Below are 25691 nucleotides of genomic sequence, written 5' to 3' on the forward strand. Positions count from 1 at the left end.
TGGGTTCGCCGGGTTCCGGCCCGTGGGTGGGCGCGTGTTTCTGGTTGCGCTGCGGGGTGTTGGTATCTGTTCGTTGGTGGCGGCCCTGCCGATGATCTGCTCCCCGTTGGGCGGGTCGATGGCAGACGGGGCAGCCAGGCGGTCACCTTTGTGTGCTGCGCACGCAACAGCAAGGTCAAAGGCGTGGTGGCGGCGGTGATATGGGTGGAATGCGGGGAAGAGGCGAGGGTGAGGGGCGTCAGGTGAGGCGTGAGCACGTTATTCGGCGCGGATGACGTGCACATGCCTCACCTGGCCGTTGATCTATCGGCCGTTGGTGATCGGCTAAAGCGGCAGCGAGCCAGTATGGAGAGCTTCTCGACATTTCCGGCAGGAGTGGGGTCTGATCAAGAGGGCTGGCGGGGCGGCTCCGGCCGGAAGGGCCGGGTGTAGCTGAGCCGCCCCGACATGGGTAACAGAGTCGGGAGCACAAGGGTCAAAGCATCGCGGGAGCTGAAGATCTGGGTAGTTCCCAGGCTGCTGCGAGTGCCGGCGGGAGCGCCTGCGGGCCGCACCAGCCCGGGAGCGGGAACTGCCTATTACGCCTGGATCGGGTTTCGGGCGGTGGCGTAGGCGGCGGAGCCGATCAGTTCCATGGAGACCTGGAGGCGCTCCAGGCTGATGTTCTTCGCGATCGTGTCCTCGGGGCTGTGGTAGGGCGGTTCCAGGATTGCCGGGGACTCCTCGCCGCGCCAGGAGAAGTTCGCCGACGCGATGCCGACCTCCTGGAAGGACTGGTGGTCGCTGGAGCCGCGGAGCGTGACCGGGGAGATGCGGGGAGCGTAGCCGAGGCGGTCGGCGGCCGCGGCTACCTCGTTCGTCGCGCGGTTCGGTTCGCCGGTGTAGGAGAGCAGCCAGTAGCGGGTGGCCGGGTCCCAGCTGGTGGCGACCATGTCGTTCTGGAACACGGCGACGATCCGGTCCCGTTCGGCCTGCGGCAGTTGTGCCACGTAGTAGCGGGAGCCGATCAGGCCCTGCTCCTCCGAGCCCCACAGCCCGAAACGGAGTGTGGCGTTGACCGGCAGACGCCGCAGGACCCGGGCCAGCTCAAGGTTGAGCACGGTGCCGGAGCCGTCGTCGTTCGCGCCGGGGGCGCCGATCACGGTGTCGTAGTGTGCGCTGACCATGACGACCGGGCCGGTGCCGTCTCCCCGGGTACGCTCCGCGAGCACATTGTGCGAGGTCAGACCACGGTGGGCGGTGGTGGTGACGGTAAGCGTGCGGAGTCTGCCGGCCGCGAGCAGCTCGCGGAGCCGGTGCTTCTGCGCCTGGGCGACGCCGACCACCGGGATCGGCGCGGGGCTGTTCACCGAGCCGGGCAGCAGCGGGCTGAACGCGGAGGCGCGCCGCGGTTCGACCAGGTCGGCGGGGAGGAACACGACAGCGGCCGCGTTCCGTGCGATCGCGGTGGCGACCAAGGCGTCCCGGTCCGCGGTCACGTAGTCGACGAGCAGGATCTTCCCGGTCGCGTCCTCGGGGAAGCCGCCCGCGCCGGTGTCCACGACCGGGCCGCGGACGGTGACGTCAAGGGCGGCCTGGCCGGACGCGCCGACCTGCCAGTTCAGGTCGCGGGGGAGGCCGCCCGGCGTGTCCAGCTGGGCGAGGAACTTGTCCGCGACCGGGAACGGCTGCAGCGTCGTGTCGTATCCGAGCAGGTCCAGTACGCCGGCCAGGTAGTCCGCGGCCTTCCTCTCGGAGCGGGTGCCGCCTATTCGCGGCCCGATCGCCTCGGACAGCACGCGCAGGTGCGGCAACGCCAGCCGGGCGGACACCTGGCCCGCCACCTGCCGGTCTCCGGGCGTCAGCGCCGGTGGCCGCACCGCCCCGGGCCGCTGATCACCGACGGCCCAGGCCGGTGCGGGGAGTGCGACGCCGGCCGCACCTCCGGCCGCGATCGCGAGCATCTTCCGGCGGCTGAACGACGAGGTCGAGGCGGGCGTGTCCAAGGCTTCTCCTAGGTCTGCCGGGCGTGGTGACTGTTCCACTCTGGAAGAGACTAGGGTCGATCTTGATGCCGGTCTATTAAAATCCGCTATCAGGCAAAACCCCGCCCGGCAGACCTGGACAACGGCGGCGGGTACGCAGACGTACGGCAGCGTCGCCGGATCGACGTGGTGAAGTGGATCAATTGTCTGGCCTCCGTCCCGTACCCTCGTGTCTCGTGATTGCTCTGCGCCCCTGGCATGTGTTGCTGTTGCTCTGTCTGCTGCTGTCGGCCGGTGTCGTCGCCGCGATCGTGGGCGGGCTCATGGTCCGCCGCAACCGCAGATGACCGCGAACCGAGGTGGGGGCGCGAGGACTGTTGACGGGACCACGCCCGGCTACGCGTGGCGGGGCGACGGCGCGGTCTATACGCCGGTGACGGATCCGTCCGGCCGGGTGGCGGCCGCGGTCGCCCGCTGGTCCGATCCGGCGGTCACGCTCGGCGGCTCGCAGACGCCGGCGGATGTGACCCACGCGGGGCTGGCCTGGCTTGCGGGGGAGCGCACCCCGTTCGGCGCGGCCGTGATCGCGACCGTGATGCCTATGGACGAGCGGGTGCTTGCCGACTCGTGGATCGCGGGGCACGGGCTGGTGTTCGCGGCCCGCACCTGCCTGGAGCTGGCCGGCCTGCTGTACGTCAAGCGCACGAACAATCCGGCGATCCTGCGCCTGGGCGTGGACGACGTGCGGTTCGGTGAGTGGCGCACGAGGCGTACCACAGCGATCCTGGCCCGGGTACGTGAGGCGCTGGCCGCCGCACCGGCGAAGGACCATGACGCCGCGTGCGCCGTGCTGGCCGAGGGGCGTGCGGCGGGCGCACGGCACCGGGTGGTCGCATCGTTCCTGGCGCCGGACCGGCGGGACTGGCTGCCGGACGCGCTGACAGGCATGGGAGCACAGGACTCGAGCGCGTTGCTGCTGACCGCAGGCGTACACACCCGGGCGGAGCTCGACGCGGTCTTCCTGGCGACCGGGCTGTCACTGTCCTCGCTGGACTCGTCGCCGGTGCTGCTTGCCACGCTCGCGGCGGTGCTCCCGCCGGACGAGATGTTTGACCTGCTTGCCGGCGAGGAGGACCGGTACCTGTGGAACGACTGGCAGCAGATCGCCGGCACCTACCTGCCGCTGCTCGCCGCGATCCCTGGGGACCGGGCGTTCCGCTACCTGCTCGACCACCTGGCGAGCGCTGGCATGCCGGCCGCCGCGCTCTCGGCCGCCGCCCGGGACCCGGAACGCGCGGCCCGGCTCCTCGCCGCCGACCAGCGCACACCGCGTCACGTTGACCTGCTGCGCCGGCATCTGCGCGCCCACCCGGAGCAGATCGCCGCGCTGCCGGCGGATCTGGCCGCCCGGTTCGCACCACGTCACGAGCCGGTCGCGGACGTGCTGCCGCCGGTGCTCGACACTCCACCCTGGACGGTCGCGCGGAAGCGGGCCCGGCCGCCGGTGGTCGACGGGCTGCACGAGCCGGACCGGGACCGGTGGGCGGCCTGGCTGAAGGGTCCGCGCGCGGCCGTGCTGGACCGGGCGCGCCGTCACCCGGAGGCGGCGGCCCGCGCGCTGATCCCGATCGCGTTCGGCCCGGCGGGCCCGGAGCGGCGGCAGGCCACGGCCGCGCTGCACGCGCTGGCTGCGGCCGGACACCGGCGGACCGTGCTGGCCGCCGCCGCGGGCTACGGACCGGCCGCCGCCACGAAGATCGAGCCGTTGCTGGCCGCGGACCCGCTCGACGCGCTCCCCGCCCGGCTCCCCGAGCTGCCCGCCTGGCTCGACCTGGACGCGCTGGAGCCGATCCGGACGCCGCACGGCGTGCTGCCGGAGACCGCGGTCCGGCACGTGCTCACCATGCTCGCCTTCTCCAAGCCCGGCGAACCGTACGCCGGCCTCGACCTGGTCCGGGACGCGTGCGACGCGGCGAGCCTTGGCGCGTTCGGCCGCTCCCTGCTGCACGCGTGGCTGATCGCGGATGCGCCGCTGAAGGACGTGTGGACGCTTGAGGCCCAGGCCGTGTGCGGCGACGATACGACCGCGGCCGAGCTGGCCGCCCTGATCCGGCTGTGGCCGTCCGAGGGCGCGCACACCCGTGCGGTGCGCGCCGTCGACGTGCTGGCCCGGATCGGCACCGACACCGCGCTGCGGCTGCTGCAGGAGATCACCACAACCGTGAAGACCCGCACGGTACGCGAGCGCGCGGCACTGCGGATGACCGACGTGGCCGGCGCGATCGGCATGACCGCGGACGGGCTCGCCGACCGGGTCACCCCCACGTTCGACCTGGCCGCGGACGCGACGATGACGCTTGACTTCGGCGCACGCACGTTCACGGCCGGCTTCGACGAGTCGCTGCGCCCCTGGGTCGCCGACGCGCACGGCAAGCGGCTGAAGTCGCTTCCGAAGCCCGGCGCCGCCGACGACCCGGACCTGGCCGCCGCGGCCGCCCGCCGGTTCACCGAGGCGAAGAAGGGAGTGCGGAAGCTCGCCGCCGACGTGACCCGGCGGCTGGAGTCCGCACTGGCCGAGCAGCGCCCCTGGACCGGCGCGGAGCTGCGCGCGCTCGCCGCCCACCCGCTGCTGTTCCAGGCCGGGCGCCGCCTGCTGTGGGTGACCGGCGCCGGGACCGCGTTCCGGATCGCTGAGGACCGCACGCTCGCGGACGTGCACGACGCCCCGGTGTCGCTCGATCCCGACGCCGAGGTCCGGCTGGCCCACCCGCTGCTGGGCGTCGACCCCGCCTGGACCGAGATTTTCGCCGACTACGAGCTCGTACAGCCGTTTCCGCAGCTCGGCCGCGAGGTCTTCGCGCTCACGGCCGACGAGCTGTCGTCCGGGCGCCTGACCCGCTTCCACGGCGCCAAGGCGGAGACGGCACGCCTGCTGGGCCTGGACCGCTCCGGCTGGCGGCGCGCGTCAGGCGACGGCGCCTGGCAGGCCACCCTGCTCCGGGACCTGCCCGGCGGCCGCCGCATCGAGGTCGACCTGCTGCCCGGCATCTCCGCCTGGCAGCCCACCGCCGAACCGATCCAGACCATCGAGGAGGTACGCCTCCCGGCGCTCGACCCGCTGCACGCCTCCGAACTCATCCGCGACCTCACGCTTGTGACGGCTTGAGGCGGTCAGCCGACGAACCAGCGCTGACGGTCGGTGCCGGTGCAGTCGGCGAGGCGGAGGTGGGTGCCGTTGGTGCTGCTTCCGTCGGGGACCTCGACGCAGCGACCTGTCTTGGTGTTGACCAGGGCGCCCGCGTCGGTGAGGGAGAAGATCTGGTCCCAGCCGCTGTCACAGGCGGCGACGTGCAGGGCGCTGCCGGCGGCCGGGCCGTCGACCTGGAGGCAGCGGCCGACGATGTGCAGCAGGCCGTCGCCGGTCAGGTCGAAGTCCTCACCGCCGCCGACGGGGTCGTGGCAGTCCCAGAGGTGGATGGACTGTGGGGTGTCCGGGTTGCTGTCCGGCACGTCGATGCACATGCTGCTGCCCCGGTTGACGATCGGCCGGTCGGTGGCCACCGGGGTCAGCGGCTTCGGGGCCGCCGAGGTCCTGGTAGGACGCGGTCCTGCCGGCGCGGAGCTACCGGTGGCGGAGGCGCTCGCGGACCGGTTCGGCGAGGCCGAGGCCGAGGACGAGGCCGAGGGCATGGGCGTGGGCGTGGCGGCGGGGACGGTGGGCACAGCGGACGGGGTGACGCCGCCGAGAGGGAGCGCCGCGTCGGCGGAGGGGAGCCCGGCCGAGACGAGCGCCGGGTTCCCGGTATTCAGGAGGGTGCCGGCGAACAGGGCGGCGATCGCCACGCCGATCAGGGCCGCGGCGATCAGAGCGGCCTGTGCCGCCCGGCGGGGGCGGCGGGCCGGGGTGACGTCCGGTGCGGTGGCGATTGAGGGCGGGCCGGAGGGGGCGAGGGCTGGCGGGGTGGTGACGGCCGTGTCGCCCGTGGCCGCCCACCGGCCGGAAGCGCCAGCCGTACCACCTGTTCCCGCCGGGCCGGTGGTGGCCGTGTTGCTCGCCCACTGGCCGGAAGCGCCCGCCGCGCCGGTGACGGCGGTGTCGCTCGCCCACTGGCCGGAGGCGCCCGCCAAGCGGGTGGCGGCCGGGTTGCCTGAGGCCGCCCACTGGCCGGAAGCGCCTGCCGAGCCGATGCCGGCCGAGGCCGAATCCGCTGCCGGCCCGGTCTCCTCGGCCGCGCGTCGGAGCAGCCGCTCAGCCTCGTCTGCACCGATCCGCGCGGCCGGATCCTTGCGCAGCAACCCTTCCAGCACCGGCAGCAGCGCGCCCGCCCGTACCGGCGGCGGGGGTAGTTCGGTCGCGAGCGCGGTAAGCGTCGCCACCGACGATGAGCGGGTGTACGGCGTGCGCCCCTCGACCGCCGTATACAGCGTCGCGCCGAGCGACCACAGGTCGGAGGCCGGCCCCACCACCCCGTCCGTGGCCCGTTCCGGCGCCAGATAGGCAGGTGAGCCGAGCATGACGCCGGTCCGGGTCACTGTCGCGTCGTCCGCGCCGATGGCCAGGCCGAAGTCGGTGAGCACCACCCGGCCGTCGTCCCCGATCAGCACGTTCGCCGGTTTGACGTCGCGGTGCAGCAGGCCGGCCAGATGGGCGGCGCGCAGCGCGGCCAGCACGCCAAGCCCGATCCTCGCCACCTGCGCCGGATTCATCGGCCCGTCGGCCTTGAGTATCTGGTGCAGCGGGCGTGAGCGGACGAACTCCATGACGATCCACGGCTCGTCGCCGTCGTGCACCACGTCGTGGATGCGGACCACATTGGGCTGGTCGAGGCGGGCGATCGCGCGGGCCTCGCGCATCGAGCGTTCGCGGAGTTCCTGGCGTGCGGCGTCGTCGAGTCCGGGTGGGGGCACCAGCTCCTTGACGGCGACCTCGCGGCGGAGGGTCTCGTCGAGGGCCAGCCAGACCCGGCCCATCGCACCCTGGCCGAGTGGCCGGATGAGGCGGTAACGGCCGGCGATCAACCGGCTGGTGGTATCGGACACCGCAGCACCGTACCGGCAGGAGGGGTGTGGGTCGGTCTTGATCCACCATGGAACCGGCGACAGTCGGGAAGTTCACAGGAACACTGTGCGATCCGTTGCAGGGGAGGAAGAACACCGAAAGGATCACTACCAAATACGACTAGCCTCCTAGGACGCCCTAGGCGGTGTGGGCAGGTGCACCGCGGGGCGGACGTGATCGCACGGCCACCGACCACGACGGAACCCGCACGGCCATCGACCACAACGGAAGCCGAGGCTGCCACCCGCAGACCGGCAGGGAGGAGCGCCAGCGACGACCGTGGCCCGCGGGAGCGTGCGGGCCGGACCACCGCGTGTGTGGGAAAGCCAGATCTTGATCTGTTCAGCGGGTACGCAGGGTCTCCGCGGGGGAGGCGCCGTAGGTGTCGCGGTAGGCGGCGGCGAAACGCCCGAGGTGGCTGAACCCCCACCGGCGGGCGATCGCGCCGACCGTCGCCCCGTGCGCCGGGTCGGCCAGGAGCAGGTCGCGGTGGGCGCGGGCGAGGCGGATGCGGCGCAGGTGGGCCATGGGCGTGGTGTCCAGGTGCCGGCGGAAGGCCGCCTGGAGTCCGCGGGGCCCGGTACGCGCCGCGGTCGCGATGTCCGCGAGCGTGAGCGGATCGGCCGCGTGTTCCTCCAGGTAGGCGATCGCGCGCCGGACCGTCCCCGGCCCTGCCTCGCCGGGTCCGGGCAGGTACGCGGCGGACGTGGCCACGCTCGGGAAGGTGGCGATGGTGGCCGTGGCCGCGAGGTCGATCATGGCGGCGTGCGCGGTCGGGCTGGGGAGGGCCGCGTCCGGGTTGAGGGCCACCCGGTGCAGGTAGGTGAGCGTCTCGCGCCAGTAGCGGGCAAGCGGCGCGGAGATCGGGGCCATGCTCGAGAAGGCGAATTCGGCGGGGTCGATGCCCCAGCGGGCGGCGGCGGCCTGGGTGACCGCGGTGAGCGGCAGCCGCAGCAGGCGCACGTCGAAGTCGACAAGGTGGCCCTGGAAGCACTGGCCGGGCGGGACCAGCGCGAGGTCGCCGGCGGTGAGCTGGAGCTGTTCGCCGCCGGCCCGCAGTGTCAGCCGGCCGCCCAGCACGTAGGTGACGTGGATGTAGCCGACCGGTTCGGTGGAGAGGTCGAGCGTGGAGGTGTAGCGCATGCGGTCAAGCGCGAGCACGCCGCTCTCCACCGTCCGTACGTCGTAGGAGAACGGCCGTGACCTGCGGGTGGGTACGTGCGCGTCGAAGTCGAAGTAGGCCTTTCGCATGGTGTCGTGCGCTTCGTCGACGTCGGACGTGACGTAGACGGTGCGCCGGAGTGGCACCTCATCCGTGCTCACGGTTCACCTCCGCCGGGGGTACGGGCTTCGGTGGGTCCAACGAGCAGGGGTTACGGAAAGTGCTCCGGGACGTGCAAGTTGCACGTCCCGGAACATGCCGTCAGGAGGAGAGTTCCGCGATCTCGGCGGCCGACAGTGCCCGGTCGTAGACCCGTACGTCGTCGATCGCGCCCCGCCAGAAGTCGACAGGGCCGCTGTTGTAGCGGGCCCGGCCGATCGTCAGCGGCCCGCTCGACGCGTCGCCGTGGCAGGCCCGGGTGGTGCCGGCCCGCTGCCCGTCGACGTAGAGCGTGATGCTGCCGTCCGCCACGTCCCGCACGCCGGCCAGGTGGTACCAGCGCCCGGTCTCCGGCACGTCCGGGGCCAGCGCGCGCCCGCCCGCGAAGGAGAACGCGAACCTGTTGTCCGCGCTTGAGTACTGCAGGAAGAACGCGCTGCGGTTGGCGCCGTCCTGGCCGACAGCCGTCGCCCAGCCGCCGAGACTGTCAAGCTTCACCCAGGCGGCCGCGGTGTAGCTGTTTGTGGTGTCCACGACCGGCCCGGCGGTGTCGACGGACTGGCCGTTACCGCTGAACTGGAGCGCACCGCCGTCGTGCCCGGTCGTCCAGGCCGGGGCGCCGATCAGCGTGCCGTCGTGGTCGCCTGCCGTGTCGGCGGTGACCGTGCCGGAGCCCTCGTCGAGCGGCCAGGCACCGACGCCGGTCAGGCCTGGCGTTCCGGGGGCGGGTGCGGGCGCGCCGGTGCCCTTGACGCTCGCGATGATCCGCCTGTTGATCGCGGCGACCGCGTCGAAGTCCATCTTCTCGACCGCCCGGTCGTAGGTGTAGAAGCCGTTGACCTCGTGCTCTACGTCAGTGATCTGCGTGTAGACGGATCCGGAGAGGCCGCAGCTGTTGGCCGCGCGCAGCAGGTCGGTCTGGTTCTCCACGTAGCGGCGGGTGAGCGTGGCGCTGTCCGGCGTCATCTCGTAGGCGTGGCCGTCCGGGTGCCACATGTGGCCGGGCACCTCGAGGCCGAAGCCGCCGTGCTCGCCGTCGGCCGCGACCCGGTTCGCGTCCGGCGTGGGGGCGGCCGGTCCGACGTAGTCGTGCCAGTCGATCATGTCACCGCGGCCGGAGTCGCCCTTGGACGCGCAGCAGTTCACGCCGCTGTGTGCGTTGACGGTCCGGGTCGGGTCCTGCGCCTTGACCTCGTCCGCGATCCGGCCGGTGGCGACCCGGTCCCACTCGCCCCAGCCCTCGTTGAACGGCACCCAGGTGGTGATCGACGTCAGGGACTTCTTCTCGTCCACGATCTCGTGCAGTTGGCGCTCGAACTCCTGCTGCGCGTCGGCCGGGGGAGTGCCACCGGTGCGCATCGCGGGCATGTCCTGCCAGACCATCAGGCCCAGTCTGTCGGCCCAGTAGTACCAGCGGTCCGGCTCGACCTTGATGTGTTTGCGGATCGTGTTGAAGCCGAGCCGCTTGGTCTGCGCGATGTCGAACCTCAGCGCCTCGTCCGTCGGCGCGGTGTAGATGCCGTCCGGCCAGTAGCCCTGGTCAAGCGTGGACAGGTTGAACACGATCTTCCCGTTGAGTGTCTGGTAGAGCTTGCCGTCCGCGCCGACGGTCTTGCCGATCTCGCGCATCCCAAAATAGGACCCTGTCTCATCCACGACGGTCCGGCCTCTGAGCACCCGCACGGACAGGTCATACAGGAACGGGGATTCAGGAGACCAGAGCCTTGCATCGGGTACGGGTACGCGCAGCTCGCTGCCGGCCGGGCCGGAGACGCGCCCGACGACCCGGTTGCCCTGCTTCGCGACCGCCTCGACCGTGAGTCCGGCGGCGTTCGTCACCTGCGGGGTCAGGCGTAGCACGCCGGCGGTGATGTCCGGCGTCATCTGCAGCCGGTCCACGCCGCCCTGCTTCACCGGCTCGATCCACACGCTCTGCCAGATGCCTGATGCGCCCACGTAGAAGATGCCGGCGTCGGGCTCGGTGCGCTGCTTGCCGACCGGCTGCCAGGTCGCGTCCGTGAGGTCCTCGACGCCGACCACGATCTCCTGCGCGCCGTGCCGTTTCAGCGCGTCGGTGACGTCCGCGCTGAACGCGTCGTACCCGCCCCGGTGCGTCGCGACCCGGGTGCCGTTGACCCACACCGTCGCGTCGTAGTCGACCGCGCCGAAGTTGAGCCGCAGCCGCTGATCGCCGCCGACCCGCCACCCGGCCGGCACGGTGAACGTGCGCCGGTAGAACATCCGGTCCTCGTGCCGCTGGATCCCGGAAAGAGCCGATTCGATGGGGTACGGCACCAGCACGCGCTCACCGAGCGTGGTCCCGATCGGTGGCGCCTGCCCCGCGGCCGCGCCCGCGAACTCCCACACCCCGTTCAGGCTCTGCCAGCGTTCCCGGGTGAGCTGCGGCCGTGGATAGTCCGGAAGCGCATTCCGCGGCCCCACCTCATCAGTCCACGGCGTGGCGATCGGCGGTGTTCCGGGCTCCCATCGGGGCGCCGCGGAGGCGGCGGCCGGGGTGCCTGCGACCACGACGATCGCGGCCAGCACAGCGGTGAAGACCCTCATCCGTAAGCTATCCCTTCGCACGGCACCATCGCGCGTCCGGCTCGCAATACCCCGGAAACACTCAGAAACAATCAAGCACGCCGATGGAACGTGTGGCAATAGCCGCCGGTCGATTCCGTAAATGTTGTTTTCTGTGCGGACTCCGTTCCCGTGATCATCTGTCCACACAGGTGAGTGACACTGGGATCCGGATGCCTCAGGATGATCGGGTGTCGAACATGGACGGGGTCCGGCAGGTCGTCGCCGGGGAATTTGTGATCAGCTTCGGGCGTCAGGGCCTGGTTTTCCGCACGCTCGCCGATGGGGCGCCGGTCCACGCGTTCCCGTTCCTGGAGATGCCGCTCGAGTGCTGTCCGTTCGCGGACGACGGCGGACCGGGCGTGCTGACCATCGAGTCGGCGGGGAACCTGGTCCGGCTGTGGCGGCCGGAGGGTGTGCGCTGGCGGTCGATGGAGCTGACCAGGCCCGGTCTGCCGGTACGCCGCGGGGTGCGGGGTGCGGTCGAGGTGTCGGCGGCCGGCGGTGAGGCGGTGGTCCGGTACGCGGACGGCGTCTCCCTGCGCTTCGACACCCGGTCCGGTGCGCGGTGCGACGAGGCCGGGCCGCTGCCGATCGGTGTCCCCGCCCCGGCCGGCGTGGAGTAGGGGTCAGCTGCCCGCGACCAGCCGGCGGCTGCCCATCGCGACCCGGCCGGCGATCTCTTCCAGCGGCATCGACGACCTGTGGAAGAAGCCCTGGGTGTAGAGCATCGTGTACCCCTGGGCCAGCGCGATCTGCTCCTCGATCAGGTGCAGCGAGTCCGCGGTCGGCCGTGCGCCGGTGGCGGTGATCAGGTCCATCCACTGTTCCATCAGCGCGCGCGTCGCGGCGGTGCGTGTCTCGTCCCGCACGCCGGACAGCTCGGTGGAGAAGATCACCGTGAAGCCGGCGCCGGTGCGGACCGCGTAGCGCACGTACGCGGCACCGGCGGCGGCGAAGCGGTCCACCGGGTCGTCGCCCGCCGTCGCGACGGCCGCCGCGATCTCCGCGGCCATCTCACCCGCGGCCGTGGCGGCCACGGCGGAGAGCAGGTGCTCCCGGTCGGGGAAGTGCCGGTAGGGCGCGGCCGTGCTCACGCCGAGCCGCCGGGCCACCTGTGCCACCGAGAACGCGCCGGTCTCCGCGAGCAGCTCCAGGCTCGCCCGGACGAGCGCCGCCCGCAGGTCGCCGTGGTGGTAGCCGCGCGCCATCCGTACCCCCTTGGTGTTATCGCCCTCTTACATTAGCGTGTAAGAGGGTTCTTACATCGAGGGACGGATATGCACCGTGAGCATCAGACTTGGTTACCAGATACCGAACTTCACCTACCCGGACACGCCGGTCGAGAAGATCTTCGACACGGTCGCGGCGCAGGCGCGTGACGCGGAGGCGGCCGGCTTCGACACCGTGCTGGTCATGGACCACATGTATCAGCTGCCCGGCATCGCGGCGGCGGAGAATCCGATGCTTGAGGCCTACACGACGCTCGGCGCGCTGGCCCGGGAGACGCGCACGGTGCAGCTGGCCACGCTTGTCACGGGGAACACGTACCGTAACCCCGCGCTGCTCGCGAAGACCGTGACTACCCTTGACGTGATCTCCGCTGGGCGGGCGGTGCTGGGGATCGGCGCGGGCTGGTTCGAGCGGGAGCACGACGAGTACGGCTTCGAGTTCGGCACCTGGACCGACAGGTTCGCCCGGCTTGAGGAGTCGCTGCGGATCATCGGGCCGATGCTGCGCGGCGAACAGCCGACCGTCGACGGCGCCTGGTACCGGGTACGCGACGCGCTGAACAACCCCCGGCTGCGCCCCACCGTGCCGATCATGATGGGCGGCAGCGGTGAGCAGAAGACGTTCCGGCTGGCCGCGCGGTACGCCGACCACCACAACATCAACTGCTACCGCCCGGACGTGCCACACAAACTCGCAGTCCTCCGCCGGCGCTGCGAGGAGATCGGCCGGGACCCGGCGACGCTTGAGACGTCGTTCCTGACCCGCGTGGTGATGACCGAGACCGCCGCCGAGGCCAAGGCGATCATGGCGGACCTGCCCGAGCACTGGGCACCGATCACCATCGCCGGCACGCCCGACCACGTGGCCTCCGTGCTTCACGACGAGGTGCTCGTGCACGGCATCGGCGGCCTGATGATCAACATGATCCGCAACGGGCACGAACCGGGCGTCGTCACCATGGCGGGCCAAGCGCTGCGCCCGCTGATCTCCGTTTAACGTTTTAGCAGGTGGGCGAGGGTTTACGGTGACTTCGCCGAGGTTCCTCGGCATCGTTACAAGGAGGCTCTCATGAACCGTCGCGTGCTGATGGCGGGCGCCGCCAGTGCACCTGTGCTGGCCACGCTCGCCACCGCCTCGGCCGCCCAGGCCGCGCCCGTGGTCGAGCGGCAACCCGCCGCCCGCTCCGGTGGCAGTTACAAGGTCGCGGTCCCGGCCGGGCCGCTGTGGAGCAACGACCAGGCGCAGAAGGTCGGCCCGTGGGTCGCGGCCGCGCACTTCGGCAGGTTCACCGGCCAGTGGTGGACAGTCGTCAACGGCAGCATGAGCGTCGTCGAGGTCGAGCTGCCCGTCTACCAGGACGGCACCGAGGAATACACGATGGACGTACCCGCCGGCGCGCTCTGGAGCAACGACGACGCCAAGGCGAAGTGCCCCCACATCTGCGCCAGCTACGGCGGCACGTGGACCGGCCAGTGGCGCACCGTCGTCTGGGGCAAGCTGAGCGTCGCCGAGTGCGTGTTCCGCGTCTGAGAATCCGAGTGATCGGGCCGTCCCCACTCCGGAACGGCCCCATCACGCAGTAGGCGCCCACCCCAAGCCCACAGCCATTTTCCCACTCCGCGGGTGGTGCCGCCCGCACGCTCCCGCGGGCTCCCCGCCCGTGCGCGGTCCCGCCCAGAGCGAAAACCGTGCGGCGTGCGGCGTCGGGCGGCCCGGTTTGCTGCGCTTTCGGCGTATCCGAGGCCCATAAGGGCCGCCAGGACCGCAACGATCTTGCGTCCCACCTGCCGGAACGTCATCTTCGGCCGCTACTGACCTCCCGGGCCAGAGGCGAGCGTCTCCGGGCGACTTCCGCGGAAATTTCGAGCAACGAGTGCCCGTCGCTGCCGTCGCCGTCGCCGTCGCTGAGTAAGCCTTGCACCAGGACCGCTGTGGCTGACTCGGGCGGGCGGGGTCTTTGCCCTTGCCACGGCGGGACCGGCTCTGGAGCGACGTGCGGAGCACCAGCGGAGCCGACGCGGAGGTTTGCCCGCGGGCGCGACTCTGTTGCCCATTCGCGTGCGGCGGTCTGGGGACCCGCGATCGAAAAGGGCTGGGGAGCGGTGAGTTGTTTCCGCGTGTCGTCGTGCGTGCTGAGCGCGAGAGCAGCACGGCCGTCGTCTCTGCGGCTTCTAGGTCGAGGCGGTTGCGGCCTGGTTGGGCGCAAAAGGCCGGCACCGAGTCCGCGGGTTGCGCAGGTGTGCGGGCTGGTCGTGGCACCTCGGCAGGTTTCAGGGCCGGGCATGAACGCGGAGTCACCCCGGGTCCGCATATGCCAGGACAACGCCCGCGCTCACGACCCGCGTCATGCGGAGATCCGCGGTCAGTGTCCAGGTGCGAGCGCTACGCGCCCGACATTTCGTATATGAGCGCCGCCCTGTGCGTTCATCCTGACGCCGAAGGGTCAAGGAAGGCCCGCGTCAAGATCCTTGCGGCTCTGGTGGCCCTTATTCGAGCGCGATAAGGGCCACCAGAGCCGCAAGGATCTTGCATCCCGTCGGATGGACGCGAGATCCCGACCAACGAACCCATCGCGGCGCGGAGCGCCCGACCTGCCGTGGACCTGGCGCGGCGAGACGCGAGAGCCAAGATCGAATGACCTTTCGGCGGCTCACGGCTTCGGTGCTGGCCCTTGCGACCGCCCAGGCCGAGGTCGGCTGGCCTTTCCGTCACCCCCGCCGCTTCGGGGCTGGCCCTTGCAACCACCCAGCCCGAAGCCGACTGGCCTTCCCGCCACCCCGGCGGCTTCGGTGCTGGCCCTTGCGACCACCCAGGGCAAGTTCAACCGGCTCTCCCGGTCACGCCCGCTCTCTCGGTGCCAGCCCTTGCGACCGCCCAGACCGCAGCCGCCCAGACCGCCCCCGCGGGCCGCGAGAGCGCCGACCGACCGGAACGGCCCGTCAGGCTCCTGGCCTCGATGTCAGCCCCTCAACCGTCAGCCCCAGAACGCTGCACGCGACTGGTCAACAGAGTCGGGAGCCTGCGGGCCGGACCACCGCGGGAGCGGGAAAGCCGCTCCATGGGTTAGATCTTGAAATGCCGTCAGTAGGCCACGCCGACCCGGTGGTGGATCGTGCTCGGGTCCGCGGCCATGGCGAGCATGTGGCGGGCGACGTCCTCGCGCGCGATGAACAGGCCGCCGCGCACGTTGACGTCGACAGCGGTGCGGTAGGTGCGGCGCAGGCGGGGGTCGAGCAGCCGGGGCGGGCGGCTGACCGTCCAGTCGAGGCCGCTGGCCTGCAGGATGTCCTCCATGATCGCCAGGTCCGCGTAGTGCGGGCGGAACAGCGCCTTCGAGATCGGCGCGAACACGTGCCGCATGACCGGCCCGTCGCCCGGATTGTGCTTCGGTGGATGCGGCCGCAGCGGTGACGCGATCGTGCCGACCGAGGCCGCACTGACCGCGACGATCCGGCGGACACCTGTGTCCTGCATGGCCGTGACCAGCGCGGATGTGCCACGTGACGCGACGCCGGTCTCCGCGCCGGAGCGCGCGCCCAGCCCGGAGAGCACCAGGTCCGCACCAGCCAGCGCGTCACGAAGCACGGCCGGGTCGGGCGTGTTCAGGTCCGCGCGCACGATCCGCACCGGCTCGCCGGCCAGCCGTTCCGGCGTGCGGACCAGCGCGGTCACCTCGTGGCCGGCCTGCACGGAGAGTCGCAGCAGGTGCCGGCCGACCCCGCCGGTCGCGGCGACTATCACGATCCTCGACACGGGCAGAATCCTAGAACCCGCAGTCGACATGCGATCATCCGCGGATGACCGGACATCGTCGTGTGTTCCTTGCGGCCGGCGCGTACAACATCCTCTGGGGTCTGTATGCCGTTCTCGACCCGCAGTGGCTGTTCCGCTTGGCGGCGATGCCCCCGTCCAACACCCCGCAGATCTTCGCCTGCCTCGGCATGGTTCTCGGCCTGTACGGCCTGCTCTACCTGGAGGTCGCGCGCCGCCCCGCCGACGGCTTCCTGATCGCCGCCATCGGACTCACCGGCAAGATCCTCGGCCCGCTCGGCCTCGCCTGGCTCATCATCACCGGCGTCTGGCCGTGGCAGACCGTCGCGCTGATCATCACCAACGACCTGATCTGGTGGATCCCGTTCACGCTCTACGTCCGCGCCTCCTGGCCCGCCTATCGCGCGACCTGGAACCGGCCGTGAACTGAGTGGAGGTGCCGCCGCGACGCGATGACACCTCCACCGTCATGGTCCTACCGGCCGTATCTCATCGGGTCACCAGAGCCACTGCTGGTACGTGCCCCCGTTGCAGGTCTCGAGGACCGCGCCCTGGGAGACGCTGGCGTCGAGGCAGAGCCCGGTCCGCACGTGCACGACGTCCCAGCCGGTGGTGCTGTACCACTGCTGGTACGCCCCACCGTTGCAACCGTTGAGGCGCACGCCCTGCGAGGCGCTGGCGTCGAGGCAGAGCCCGCTCTGCACGTGGACGATGTCCGCTGCCGCCGCCGCGACCGTCGCCTGCGCGACCGGCTGGCCGGCGTCACGTGCGGCCGAGGCCTGGGCCGGTGCGCCCATCATGGCCGTGGCGAGCACGGCCAGGGCGGCGATCATCGATCAGTCGCCGCCCGGTAGGCCGGGAATGCCCGGCAGGTCCGGGAAGCCGGGGAGGTCCGGCAGGGTCGGCCCGTCGTCGTCATCGTCGTCTCCGCCGCCGCCACCACGGCTGGGGGTCGGGGAGGGCTTCGGGGACGGTGGGGCGTTGCCGTTACTGAGGCGCAGGACGATGGTGCCGCCCTCGACCGAGGTGTCGCCGGGCTCGGCGCGGGCCACGCGACCGGCCGCGCAGGGCGAGTCGATGCGCTCGGAGGCCACCTTGACCTGGAACTTCTTGGCCTTCAGGCGGGTGGTGGCGTCGGCCTGGGTGTTGCAGACCACGGACGGGACCGGCACCAGCCGACCAGTAATCATCTTGTCGCTTGGCGGGGTGAACTGCTTGGCCGCGACGTTCTTCGAGGCCTCGGCAAGTGTGGTGATCACGGCGGGGTTGACGGCCTCGGAGTGCGGGTCCCACCAGGCGTCGCCGCCGCCGATCATTGTGGTGTTGTGGTTGTCCGGGTCGGCGACGATCCCGGCCACGGTCAGCTGCTTCGTGGTGATCACGAACGAGGCGGTGCGGTAGCCGTCAGTGGTGCCGGACTTGCCGGCCACCGGCTTGCCGACCTTCGCCCGCGCGCCGCCCTCGGTGCCGGTCGTGCAGCGGGACGTCTCCGACCTGTCGCCGACCGGGCAGCGGGCCGCGTCGATCACGGCGCGCGAGACGTCCTGGTCCACGACCTGCTCGCAGCGCGGCTCGCCGGCGGCCAGCTTCTGCTCGCCCTGGCTGATCTCCAGGACCGGCAGCGGCTCGCAGTACGTGCCCTCGGCGGCCATCGTCGCGTACGCGTTCGCCATGTCGAGCGCGGTGGTGCCGGAGACGCCGAGCGTGAACGCGCCCCAGGTGGCGGCGTCACCGGCCAGCTTCTGGTCCTCCGCGTCGCGGAACTTGATGCCGAGGCGTTTCGCGGCGTCGACGACCTTGTCCGCGCCGACGCGCTCCTCAAGCGGCACGAAGTAGGTGTTCACCGACCGGCCGAATCCGCTCCACATGTTGAACGTGCCGGTCATGTTGTTCGCCGCGTTCTCCGGGCAGTAGACTGGTTTGCCGGCGCACGGGCCGGTCTTGTTCGGCTCGATCGGGAAGCCGGAGACGTAGTACGGCTTCGGCGAGTCGATGCTGTACGTCAGTGGGAAGCCCTTCTCCAGCGCCGCGATCAGCGTGAACAGCTTGAACGTCGACCCGCCCTGGAAACCGCCCACGTCCGGGCTGCCGGTGATGATCGGGTTTGTGGTGTTCGGGTACGAGCCCTTGACCCCGGACTTCCGCTTGGCCGGATCGCTGTTCGCCTTGTTCTTCGAGTCGTCGTTGGTGTAGACGCGGTTGACCGCGAGCGCCTTGACGTGCCCGGTGCCGGGCGTCACGGCCGCGACCATCAGCGCGTTCTTGTTCGTGTCCGGCGCGTACTTGCCGACGTTCGCCCGAGCGGACTTCTGCACGGCCGGGTCGAGCGAGGTGACGATGCGGTAGCCGCCGGTCTTCAGCCGCCGCTCCCTGTCGAACGTGGTCTCGCCGAACGCCTCCTGGTCCATCCACCAGCGGTAGAAGAAGTCGCAGAAGAAGCCCCAGTCGTTCTTGGACGTGTTCACACACCCGTTCGGCGTGCGCTTGCCGTTGACCTTGATCTCTGTGGCCCTGGCCTTCTCGCCGTCCTCGGCGGTGAGCATGCCCAGCTCGACCATGCCGGGGATCACGTAGTTGTCACGTCGCTCGCGGGAGAGCTTCTTCCCCTCCTCGTTCGTGGGGTCGTACGCGGACGGCGCCTTGACCGTGCCGGCCAGCAGCGCGGCCTCCTCGACCGTCAGATCCTTGGGCTGCTTGGAGAAGTAGACGTCGCTGGCGGCCCAGATCCCGTACGCCCCGTTGCCGAACGGCGCCATGTTCAGGTACCGGGTGAGGATCTCCTCCTTGGAGATCTCCTCCTCGAGCTGCATCGCGTAACGCATCTCGCGGACCTTGCGGGCGGTGGTGTCCTCGGTGGCCGCGACCACGTCCGCCGGGTGGGTGGCCGAGTAGGAGATCGCCATCCGCACGTACTGCATGGTCAGCGTGGACGCGCCCTGCTGACTCTGCGAGCCGGACCTGTTGTTGAGGAACGCGCGCATCACGCCCCGGTAGTCCACGCCGTGGTGCTCGTAGAAGCTGCGGTCCTCGGCGGCCACGATCGCGTCGCGCATGACCTGCGGGATCTCGTCGAACGTGACGTCCTTGCGGTTCTCGTCGTAGACCATCGCGAGCTGCGTCTTGTTGTCCGCCGCGTACAGGTACGTGTTCTGCGGGGTGCGCTGCACGGTCAGCTCGGTGGGGAGATTGTCGTACGCCTCGATGCCGGACTTCGTGCCGAGCCCGGCTATGGCGGCGATCGGGAAGGCGGCCGCGGCCACCACCACGCCGGCCAGCAGGCCGCAGATCACCAGGGACAGGACACCTGTGAGCGGCGAGTGGTCCCGGCGGCCGGCGCGGAACAGATCGGGCACCCGAACGGCGCGCAACGTGCCGGTCAGCCGGGGTATGGGCGGAGCCATCGGTCTCCTTCGACGGGTGCGACTGATCGGATTCTCCCTCGTAAGACGCATCCGCAACCACCCCGGGTGGCCGATGGGCGGTAATTTCTTGGACCACGACCCCCTTTCGGTGCCGTTCCCACCCGGGACACAGGCGGATGACGGTGAGGAGCTTCCCCGCTGGGGCAGGAGCGTCGTGATCACGTTCTGAAGATCGGAGTCGGCTGGGAGCCCGCTGAATGCACGCGTTTTGCTGACGTCGGCGGGTTGTCAGTTCCCGGTCGACTCTGCTGGGGACAGCAGGCGCCTCAGTTCGTCCAGATCGGAGACGAGCAGCACGGGGGCGATGCCCTCAACGAGTTCGGCCAGGCGCAGCCGCTCGGCAGGGGTGGCCGCGACCGCGATCAACAGGGGTATCGGGCCGTTATGCGCGTGCTTACCTGATGGTGACAAGTTACTTACGTTCCGTCTTGATCGTCCATTCTGCTAGATCATAGTGTCCCTTCGGGCTACCGGCGTCATCCCTCCGGAGCCTGGGCATGGAAGTCCGCCGTTCCGCACTCAGCCGAACGGCGGGGCGAGACTTCCGCCGCCCTCCGATGACTCGCTCAACCCCCGAGTCGTACCGAGGAGAGGCAGCACCTATGCAACGTTCCCTTCTGCTCAGAGCGGCGGCGGCCACCGCCGTCGCCGCCGCGAGCCTCCTGGTGTCCACGGCGCAACCCGCGCAGGCCGCCGTCACCGAGGACAAGATCCCCGCCGCCCTGGACTCGCAGTTCGCGGCGAAGAACCAGGCCGACTACTGGATCCGCTTCGGCGCCACGGCCGACCTGAGCAAGGCCTCCGCGCTCACCGACTGGAACGCGCGCGGCACCGCGGTCGCCGCCGCACTGAAGAAGACGGCCGCCGCCAGCCAGGAGAAGGTCCGCGCGGAACTGTCCGCGTCCGGCGTCTCCTACCAGGCGTTCTGGGCCACCAACGCGATCAAGGTGACCGGCGGCTCGACCGCCAGCGCGCAGAAGATCGCCGCGTTCCCCGAGGTCCAGGGCCTCTACCCGAGCATCGCCTACGAGATCCCGGAGACGAAGGCGGGCGCCGACGAGCACACGGTCAACGCGCTCGAGTGGGGCGTCGCAAGCATCAACGCGGACGACGTCTGGAACCAGTACGGCGTCACCGGCGAGAACATCGTCATCGCCAACATCGACACCGGCGTCCAGTTCGACCACCCCGCGCTGGTCGGCTCCTACCGGGGCAACAACGGCGACGGTACGTTCGACCACAACTACAGCTGGTTCGACGCGGCCGGCACGTGCAGCGGCGCTCCCTGTGACGTCGACGAGCACGGCACCCACACGATGGGCACCATGGCCGGCAAGGACGGCGCCAACCAGATCGGCGTCGCACCCGGCGTGAAGTGGATCGCGGCCAACGGCTGCTGCCCCTCGGACGCGGCCCTGATCAACTCCGGCCAGTGGATGCTGGAGCCGACCGACCTCGCCGGGGCCAACCCCGACGCGTCGAAGCGCCCCAACATCATCAACAACTCCTGGGGTACGCGGCTGCCGTCCAACGATCCGTTCATGGAGGACGTCACGCTCGCCTGGACCGCGTCCGGCATCTTCGGCGTCTGGTCCAACGGCAACAGCGGCCCGGCCTGCAACACCAGCGGCTCCCCGGGCAGCTCGGTCAGCAACTACTCGGCCGGCGCCTACGACGTGAACAACGCCATCGCCAGCTTCTCCTCCCGCGGCGCGGGCCAGAACGGCGACATCAAGCCGAACATCTCCGCCCCCGGTGTGAACGTGCGCTCAAGCGTCCCGGGCAGCGGTTACGCCGCGTTCTCCGGCACCTCGATGGCCGCGCCGCACCTGGCCGGCGCGATCGCGCTGCTCTGGTCCGCCGCGCCCGCACTCGTGGGCAAGGTCGCCGAGACCCGCGCGCTTCTCGACGGCACCGCGGCCGACGTCTCCAACACCACCTGCGGCGGCACCACCTCGGACAACAACGTCTGGGGCGAGGGCAAGCTCGACGCGCTCGCGCTGCTCAACGCCGCGCCGATCGGTGACACCGGCACGCTCGCCGGCACGGTCACCGGCCCGGGCGGCGCACCTGTCGCCGGCGCCTCGGTGACGATCACCGGTGAGGTGAGCCGCGCGCTGACCACGGCCGCGGACGGCACGTTCAGCGCGCTGCTGCCGGCCGGCGACTACACGGTCACGGTGTCGGCATTCGGGTTCGGGACTGTCACCCGTACCGTGACGATCACCGCCAACACCACTGTGGCTCTCGACGTGGCGCTGGCCGAGGTACCGAAGGTCAAGATCACCGGCACCATCACGGACGGCTCCGGCCACGGCTGGCCGCTCTACGCGAAGGTAAGCGTGGCGGGCCCGTCCGGCGTCTCCGACTACACCGACCCGACCGACGGCTACTACGAGTTCGACCTGCCGGCGGACGCGACGTACCAGCTGACCGTGGACCCGGTCTACCCCGGATACCAGACCGTCAGCGAGAACGTCACTGTCGGCGTCGCGGACACCACCTACGACAAGGCAGTGCCGATCGAGCTGGCCTCCTGCGCCACCGCGCCGGGCTACGGCTACGCCTCCGACGGTGTCTACGCGCCGTTCGAGGGCGGCGTCGCGCCGGCCGGCTGGACCGTCACCGACGCGGTCGGCCGCGGCCAGACCTGGAAGTTCACCGACGACGGCAACCGGGGCAACAAGACCGGCGGCAGCGGCGGCTTCGCGATCATCGACAGCGACCACTACGGTTCCGGCGGCGCGCAGGACACCTCCCTGGTCAGCCCGGTCGTCAACCTGAGCGCGGTGACCGCGCCGGTGATCCGCTTCAACCAGGACTTCAACTGGCTCGGCTCGGACAACGCCGACGTGGACCTGAGCATCGACGGCGGCGCCACCTGGACCACAGTGCTGGCCCAGGCCTCCGACGTGCCCGGCCCGCGGGTCACCGAGATCCCGATCCCGAGCGCGGCCGGCAAGTCCGCGGTGCAGGTCCGCTTCCACTACTACGACGCCTCGTACGAGTGGTGGTGGGAGGTCGACAACGTGCTCATCGGCAGCACTGTCGAGTGCAAGCCGATCACCAGCGGACTCGTCGTCGGCCACGTCGAGGACAAGAACACCGGCGGCTACATCAACGGCGCGACGGTCAGCGGCGGCGGCGCCTCGGCGGTCACCACCGCCACGCCGGACGACCCGGGCCTCGACGACGGCTTCTTCTGGCTGGTCTCGAAGACCACCGGAAAGATCGACTTCACCGCGGCGGCGAGCAACTACCAGTCGCAGACCAAGGCGATCACCGTGAAGGCGAACAAGGTCGTCACCGGCGCGTTCGCGCTGGCGGCCGGCCAGATCACCGTCACCCCGGCCGCGATCACCGGCACGGTCCGCATGCCGGACGGCACCGCGAGCAAGAAGTTCACGGTCACCAACAACGGCGGCCTGCCGGTGGAGTTGGAGTTCAGCGAGCGGGCCGGCGGCTTCGAGCTGCTGCGTGCGGACGGCTCCAAGGTCACCGACAAGGAGCTGCTCGCCGCGGCCGGCGCGCCGCTGCAACGCCTCACCACGAAGGCGTCGTTCGCAAGCAAGGTCAGCATGGGCGCCACCGCGGTCACCCCGGCCGCGGCGCCGAACGCGGCACCCTGGGCGGACATCACCGACTACCCGAGCGCGGTGATGGACAACCGGGTCGTCTCGCTGGACGACAAGATCTACTCGATCGGCGGCGGTGACGGCTCCGCGTCCACCACGAAGAACTACGTCTACGACGCGACCGCGCTGACCTGGACCGCGATCGCGGACCTGCCCGAGGCACGGAACGCGCTGACGGTCGGCGTGATCGACGGCAAGATCATTGCCACCGGCGGCTGGGGCGCGTCCGGCCCGTCCGCCACCACCTGGTCCTACGACCCGGGCCCGAACACCTGGACCAAGGTCGCCGACAACCCCGCGCCGCGCGCCGCGGCCGGACAGGCGGTCGCGGACGGCAAGCTCTACGCCATCGGCGGCTGCACCACGGCAAGCTGCACGCCGATGTCGAACACGGTGGTCGCCTACGACCCGGCGGCCAACACCTGGTCGACGCTCGCGGCGTACCCGAAGTCGGTGGCTTTCGGCTCCTGCGGCTCCATCGAGGACGTCATCTACTGCACCGGCGGCAACGACGGCAGTGCGGCGCAGAAGGCGTCCTACAAGTTCGACGGCACGACCTGGACGCCGATCGCTGACGCGCCGGCCGACAGCTGGGCGTCGTCGTTCGCGGTGGCCAACGGCAAGCTGCTTGTCGTCGGCGGCTCGCAGGGCGGCGCGATCACCAACGCCGGCTTCGCCTACGACCCGGCCGCGGCCACCTGGTCCGCGCTGCCGAACGCCAACACCCCCCGCTACCGGGGCGGCGCGGCGTGCGGCTTCTACAAGGTCGGCGGCTCGGCCGGACAGTTCAACGCGACGGCCGACAGCGAGGCGCTGCCCGGCCTGACCGAGTGCGCCTCCGCGGCGGACGTCTCCTGGATGACGCTTGACAAGACTTCCGCGACGCTCGCGCCCGGCAAGTCCGTCACGGTCACCGTCGGCCTGTCCGGCAACGTCGAGCAGCCCGGTGTGTACACCGGCGCGATCGGCATCAAGGAGAACACGCCGTACACCGTGGCGCCGGTGTCGGTCACGCTCACCGTCCAGCAGCCCAAGACGTGGGGCAAGCTGCTCGGCACCGTGACCGGGATCAACTGCCAGGGCGTCAGCGCACCGCTGGCCGGCGCCACAGTCCAGGTCGACTCGTGGGCGATGTCGTTCACGTTCACCACTGACGCGGCCGGCAAGTACGCGTACTGGCTGGACAACCGCAACAACCCGCTTACGCTGATCGTCGCGAAGGACGGCTGGAAGCCCCAGACCAAGACGGCGAAGATCAACACCAGCACCCCGACCACCGTGGACTGGGTGCTCCGCCCCGTAACCTGCTGAAACGCACCACCTCAGGGCCCGTCCCACGCCACCCGGCGCGGGGCGGGCCCGTCCCATGACATGATTTTCGGATGCCGTTCGTCAACGATCTGCACTACGTTTCGTACGGCCCCGCCACGGGCGAGACCGGCACAATCGTGCTGCTCCACGGATTCCAGCTCGACCACCGGGCGCTGACCGGCTCGTGCGAGCCGGTCTTCGCGACCCGCCCCGGCTGGCGCCGGATCTACCTGGACCTGCCCGGCATGGGCCGCAGCACCGCACCGGACGCCGTGCACAGCACCGACGACGTGTTCGCTGCCGTCCAGAACGCCGTGCGCACGCTGATCCCGGACGGCCCCTACGCCGTGTGCGGCCAGTCCTACGGCGGATACCTCGCCCGCGGCCTGGTCGCCGCCGATCCCGGCCGGGTCACCGGCATGGCGCTGATCGTCCCCATGATCATCGCCACCCACGCGTCCCGCGACGTGGACCCGCACGTCGTGCTGCACCGGGACGCGTTCGCCGCCGCCCTACCGGCCGGTGCGGATTTCGACCAGGAGATGGTGGTGCAGACCGAGGAGACGTACCGCCGCATCCAGGCCGAAGAGGCCCCCGGCCTCGCCCTCGCCGACCCGGGCGCCGTCGCCCGCCTGCAGGCCGCCTACCCCGGCACGTTCCCGCTGGAACCGGCCCCCTTCAACGGCCCGTCCCTCTTCCTCCTCGGCCGCCAGGACTCCGTCACCGGCTACCGCGACGCCTGGCACCTCCTCGCCGACTACCCGCGCGCCACCTTCGCCGTCCTCGACCGCGCCGGCCACGGCGCCCAGATCGAGCAGCCGTCCCTCTTCACCGCCCTACTCACCGACTGGCTCGACCGCATCGCCACCCCTCACTGACAATCACCGCACCCCACCCCACCCCACCGCACCGCACCCCGCCCCGCCCCGCCCCGCCCCGCCCCGCCCCGCCCCGCCCCGTGCAAGCAGACCGACCTACCCCCTCCCGCGGTGGTCTGCCCCTCGCATGCTCCCGACTCCGTTGCCTCTCCCGGTGCGGCTCAGCCCTAGCACGCTGCCCAGACCCAATCCTTGCCCGCAATATCAAGAAAAATCCCTGCCGCTGGTACGTTGCCGCCGCCATCGATCGCCAACAGCCGATAGATCAACGGCCAGGTGAGGCATGTGTACGTCATCCACGCCGAATAGCGTGCTCACGCCTCACCTGACACCCTTCGCCGTCTCCCTTTCCCCGCATTTCACCCATATCTCCGCCGCGCCGCCGGCCCCGCATGCCCTGCCCTGCCTTTGATCTTGTGTCGTGTGCGCAGCACACAAAGGTGACCGCCTGGCTGCCCCGTCTGCCATCGACCCGCCCATCGGGGAGCAGATCATCGGCAGGGCCGCCACCAAC

At 70.8% G+C, this 25691-nt stretch carries 16 protein-coding genes; 7 read left to right on the top strand and 9 right to left on the bottom strand.

The features are described 5' to 3' along the window. Positions 1 to 578: 578 nt before the first annotated feature. The gene (locus tag ACIA8K_RS40680; RefSeq protein WP_396068861.1) at positions 579 to 1985 is read right to left on the bottom strand and encodes a M28 family peptidase; all 1407 of its coding nucleotides are present in this window, start codon (positions 1983 to 1985) and stop codon (positions 579 to 581) included. A 322-nt stretch (positions 1986 to 2307) separates the two neighbouring features. On the opposite strand from ACIA8K_RS40680, the gene ACIA8K_RS40685 reads away from it, so the two are divergent. After that, positions 2308 to 5130: a DUF4132 domain-containing protein gene (locus ACIA8K_RS40685; RefSeq protein WP_396068862.1), complete on the top strand. Its 2823-nt coding sequence runs from the start codon at positions 2308 to 2310 to the stop codon at positions 5128 to 5130. Positions 5131 to 5135: 5 nt separating this feature from the next. On the opposite strand, the gene ACIA8K_RS40690 is transcribed toward ACIA8K_RS40685, so the two are convergent. The 3 genes from ACIA8K_RS40690 to ACIA8K_RS40700 form a co-directional block, all read right to left on the bottom strand. Beyond that, the gene (locus tag ACIA8K_RS40690) at positions 5136 to 7004 is read right to left on the bottom strand and encodes a protein kinase (protein ID WP_396068863.1); all 1869 of its coding nucleotides are present in this window, start codon (positions 7002 to 7004) and stop codon (positions 5136 to 5138) included. Positions 7005 to 7365: 361 nt separating this feature from the next. Then, positions 7366 to 8346: an AraC family transcriptional regulator gene (locus tag ACIA8K_RS40695; protein ID WP_396068864.1), complete on the bottom strand. Its 981-nt coding sequence runs from the start codon at positions 8344 to 8346 to the stop codon at positions 7366 to 7368. A 100-nt stretch (positions 8347 to 8446) separates the two neighbouring features. Continuing rightward, on the bottom strand, positions 8447 to 10909 hold the full coding sequence (locus ACIA8K_RS40700) for a LamG-like jellyroll fold domain-containing protein (RefSeq protein WP_396068865.1): 2463 nt from the start codon (positions 10907 to 10909) through the stop codon (positions 8447 to 8449). A gap of 209 nt (positions 10910 to 11118) precedes the next feature. Between ACIA8K_RS40700 and ACIA8K_RS40705 the strand changes: the two genes are divergently transcribed. Further along, positions 11119 to 11553 (top strand): hypothetical protein, encoded by a 435-nt coding sequence (locus tag ACIA8K_RS40705; protein WP_396068866.1) that lies wholly within the window; start codon positions 11119 to 11121, stop codon positions 11551 to 11553. Positions 11554 to 11556: 3 nt separating this feature from the next. Here ACIA8K_RS40705 and ACIA8K_RS40710 read toward each other — a convergent pair whose 3' ends face one another. Next, positions 11557 to 12138 (bottom strand): TetR/AcrR family transcriptional regulator, encoded by a 582-nt coding sequence (locus tag ACIA8K_RS40710; RefSeq protein ID WP_396068867.1) that lies wholly within the window; start codon positions 12136 to 12138, stop codon positions 11557 to 11559. Between the two features lie 76 nt (positions 12139 to 12214). On the opposite strand from ACIA8K_RS40710, the gene ACIA8K_RS40715 reads away from it, so the two are divergent. Further along, entirely contained in the window at positions 12215 to 13156 is a 942-nt protein-coding gene (locus tag ACIA8K_RS40715) for an LLM class F420-dependent oxidoreductase (RefSeq protein ID WP_396068868.1), read from the top strand. A gap of 72 nt (positions 13157 to 13228) precedes the next feature. Next, positions 13229 to 13690, top strand: coding sequence for a mannan-binding protein (locus ACIA8K_RS40720; RefSeq protein WP_396068869.1), 462 nt, complete (start codon positions 13229 to 13231; stop codon positions 13688 to 13690). A 1551-nt stretch (positions 13691 to 15241) separates the two neighbouring features. On the opposite strand, the gene ACIA8K_RS40725 is transcribed toward ACIA8K_RS40720, so the two are convergent. Continuing rightward, a complete protein-coding gene (locus ACIA8K_RS40725; protein WP_396068870.1) occupies positions 15242 to 15913 on the bottom strand; it encodes an NAD(P)-dependent oxidoreductase in 672 nt (223 codons plus the stop codon). Positions 15914 to 15957: 44 nt separating this feature from the next. Here ACIA8K_RS40725 and ACIA8K_RS40730 point away from each other — a divergent pair, with 44 nt between their 5' ends. Then, on the top strand, positions 15958 to 16356 hold the full coding sequence (locus tag ACIA8K_RS40730) for a hypothetical protein (RefSeq protein WP_396068871.1): 399 nt from the start codon (positions 15958 to 15960) through the stop codon (positions 16354 to 16356). 72 nt (positions 16357 to 16428) lie between these two features. Here the strand turns inward: ACIA8K_RS40730 and ACIA8K_RS40735 are convergent, their stop codons facing one another. The 3 genes from ACIA8K_RS40735 to ACIA8K_RS40745 all read right to left on the bottom strand — a co-directional run bounded on the left by ACIA8K_RS40735 (position 16429) and on the right by ACIA8K_RS40745 (position 19764). Further along, on the bottom strand, positions 16429 to 16764 hold the full coding sequence (locus tag ACIA8K_RS40735; protein WP_396068872.1) for an RICIN domain-containing protein: 336 nt from the start codon (positions 16762 to 16764) through the stop codon (positions 16429 to 16431). Between the two features lie 3 nt (positions 16765 to 16767). Continuing rightward, entirely contained in the window at positions 16768 to 19332 is a 2565-nt protein-coding gene (locus tag ACIA8K_RS40740; RefSeq protein WP_396068873.1) for a transglycosylase domain-containing protein, read from the bottom strand. 249 nt (positions 19333 to 19581) lie between these two features. Continuing rightward, positions 19582 to 19764, bottom strand: a complete 183-nt coding sequence (locus ACIA8K_RS40745; RefSeq protein WP_396068874.1) for a hypothetical protein — start codon at positions 19762 to 19764, stop codon at positions 19582 to 19584. Positions 19765 to 19955: 191 nt separating this feature from the next. On the opposite strand from ACIA8K_RS40745, the gene ACIA8K_RS40750 reads away from it, so the two are divergent. Continuing rightward, entirely contained in the window at positions 19956 to 24299 is a 4344-nt protein-coding gene (locus ACIA8K_RS40750; RefSeq protein WP_396068875.1) for a S8 family serine peptidase, read from the top strand. Between the two features lie 71 nt (positions 24300 to 24370). Next, positions 24371 to 25177, top strand: a complete 807-nt coding sequence (locus tag ACIA8K_RS40755) for an alpha/beta fold hydrolase (RefSeq protein ID WP_396068876.1) — start codon at positions 24371 to 24373, stop codon at positions 25175 to 25177. Positions 25178 to 25691: the final 514 nt, after the last annotated feature.

The organism is Catenuloplanes sp. NPDC051500 (assembly GCF_044454585.1).
Taxonomy (GTDB): Bacteria; Actinomycetota; Actinomycetes; order Mycobacteriales; family Micromonosporaceae; genus Catenuloplanes.

What these genes read in the sequence shown, in the direction of transcription:
- ACIA8K_RS40685 (WP_396068862.1), top strand. Translation starts at nt 2,308, where the DNA reads ATGACCGCGAACCGAGGTGGGGGCGCGAGGACTGTTGACGGGACCACG.
- ACIA8K_RS40700 (WP_396068865.1), bottom strand. Translation starts at nt 10,909, where the DNA reads ATGAGGGTCTTCACCGCTGTGCTGGCCGCGATCGTCGTGGTCGCAGGC.
- ACIA8K_RS40710 (WP_396068867.1), bottom strand. Translation starts at nt 12,138, where the DNA reads ATGGCGCGCGGCTACCACCACGGCGACCTGCGGGCGGCGCTCGTCCGG.
- ACIA8K_RS40720 (WP_396068869.1), top strand. Translation starts at nt 13,229, where the DNA reads ATGAACCGTCGCGTGCTGATGGCGGGCGCCGCCAGTGCACCTGTGCTG.
- ACIA8K_RS40730 (WP_396068871.1), top strand. Translation starts at nt 15,958, where the DNA reads ATGACCGGACATCGTCGTGTGTTCCTTGCGGCCGGCGCGTACAACATC.
- ACIA8K_RS40735 (WP_396068872.1), bottom strand. Translation starts at nt 16,764, where the DNA reads ATGATCGCCGCCCTGGCCGTGCTCGCCACGGCCATGATGGGCGCACCG.
- ACIA8K_RS40740 (WP_396068873.1), bottom strand. Translation starts at nt 19,332, where the DNA reads ATGGCTCCGCCCATACCCCGGCTGACCGGCACGTTGCGCGCCGTTCGG.
- ACIA8K_RS40750 (WP_396068875.1), top strand. Translation starts at nt 19,956, where the DNA reads ATGCAACGTTCCCTTCTGCTCAGAGCGGCGGCGGCCACCGCCGTCGCC.
- ACIA8K_RS40755 (WP_396068876.1), top strand. Translation starts at nt 24,371, where the DNA reads ATGCCGTTCGTCAACGATCTGCACTACGTTTCGTACGGCCCCGCCACG.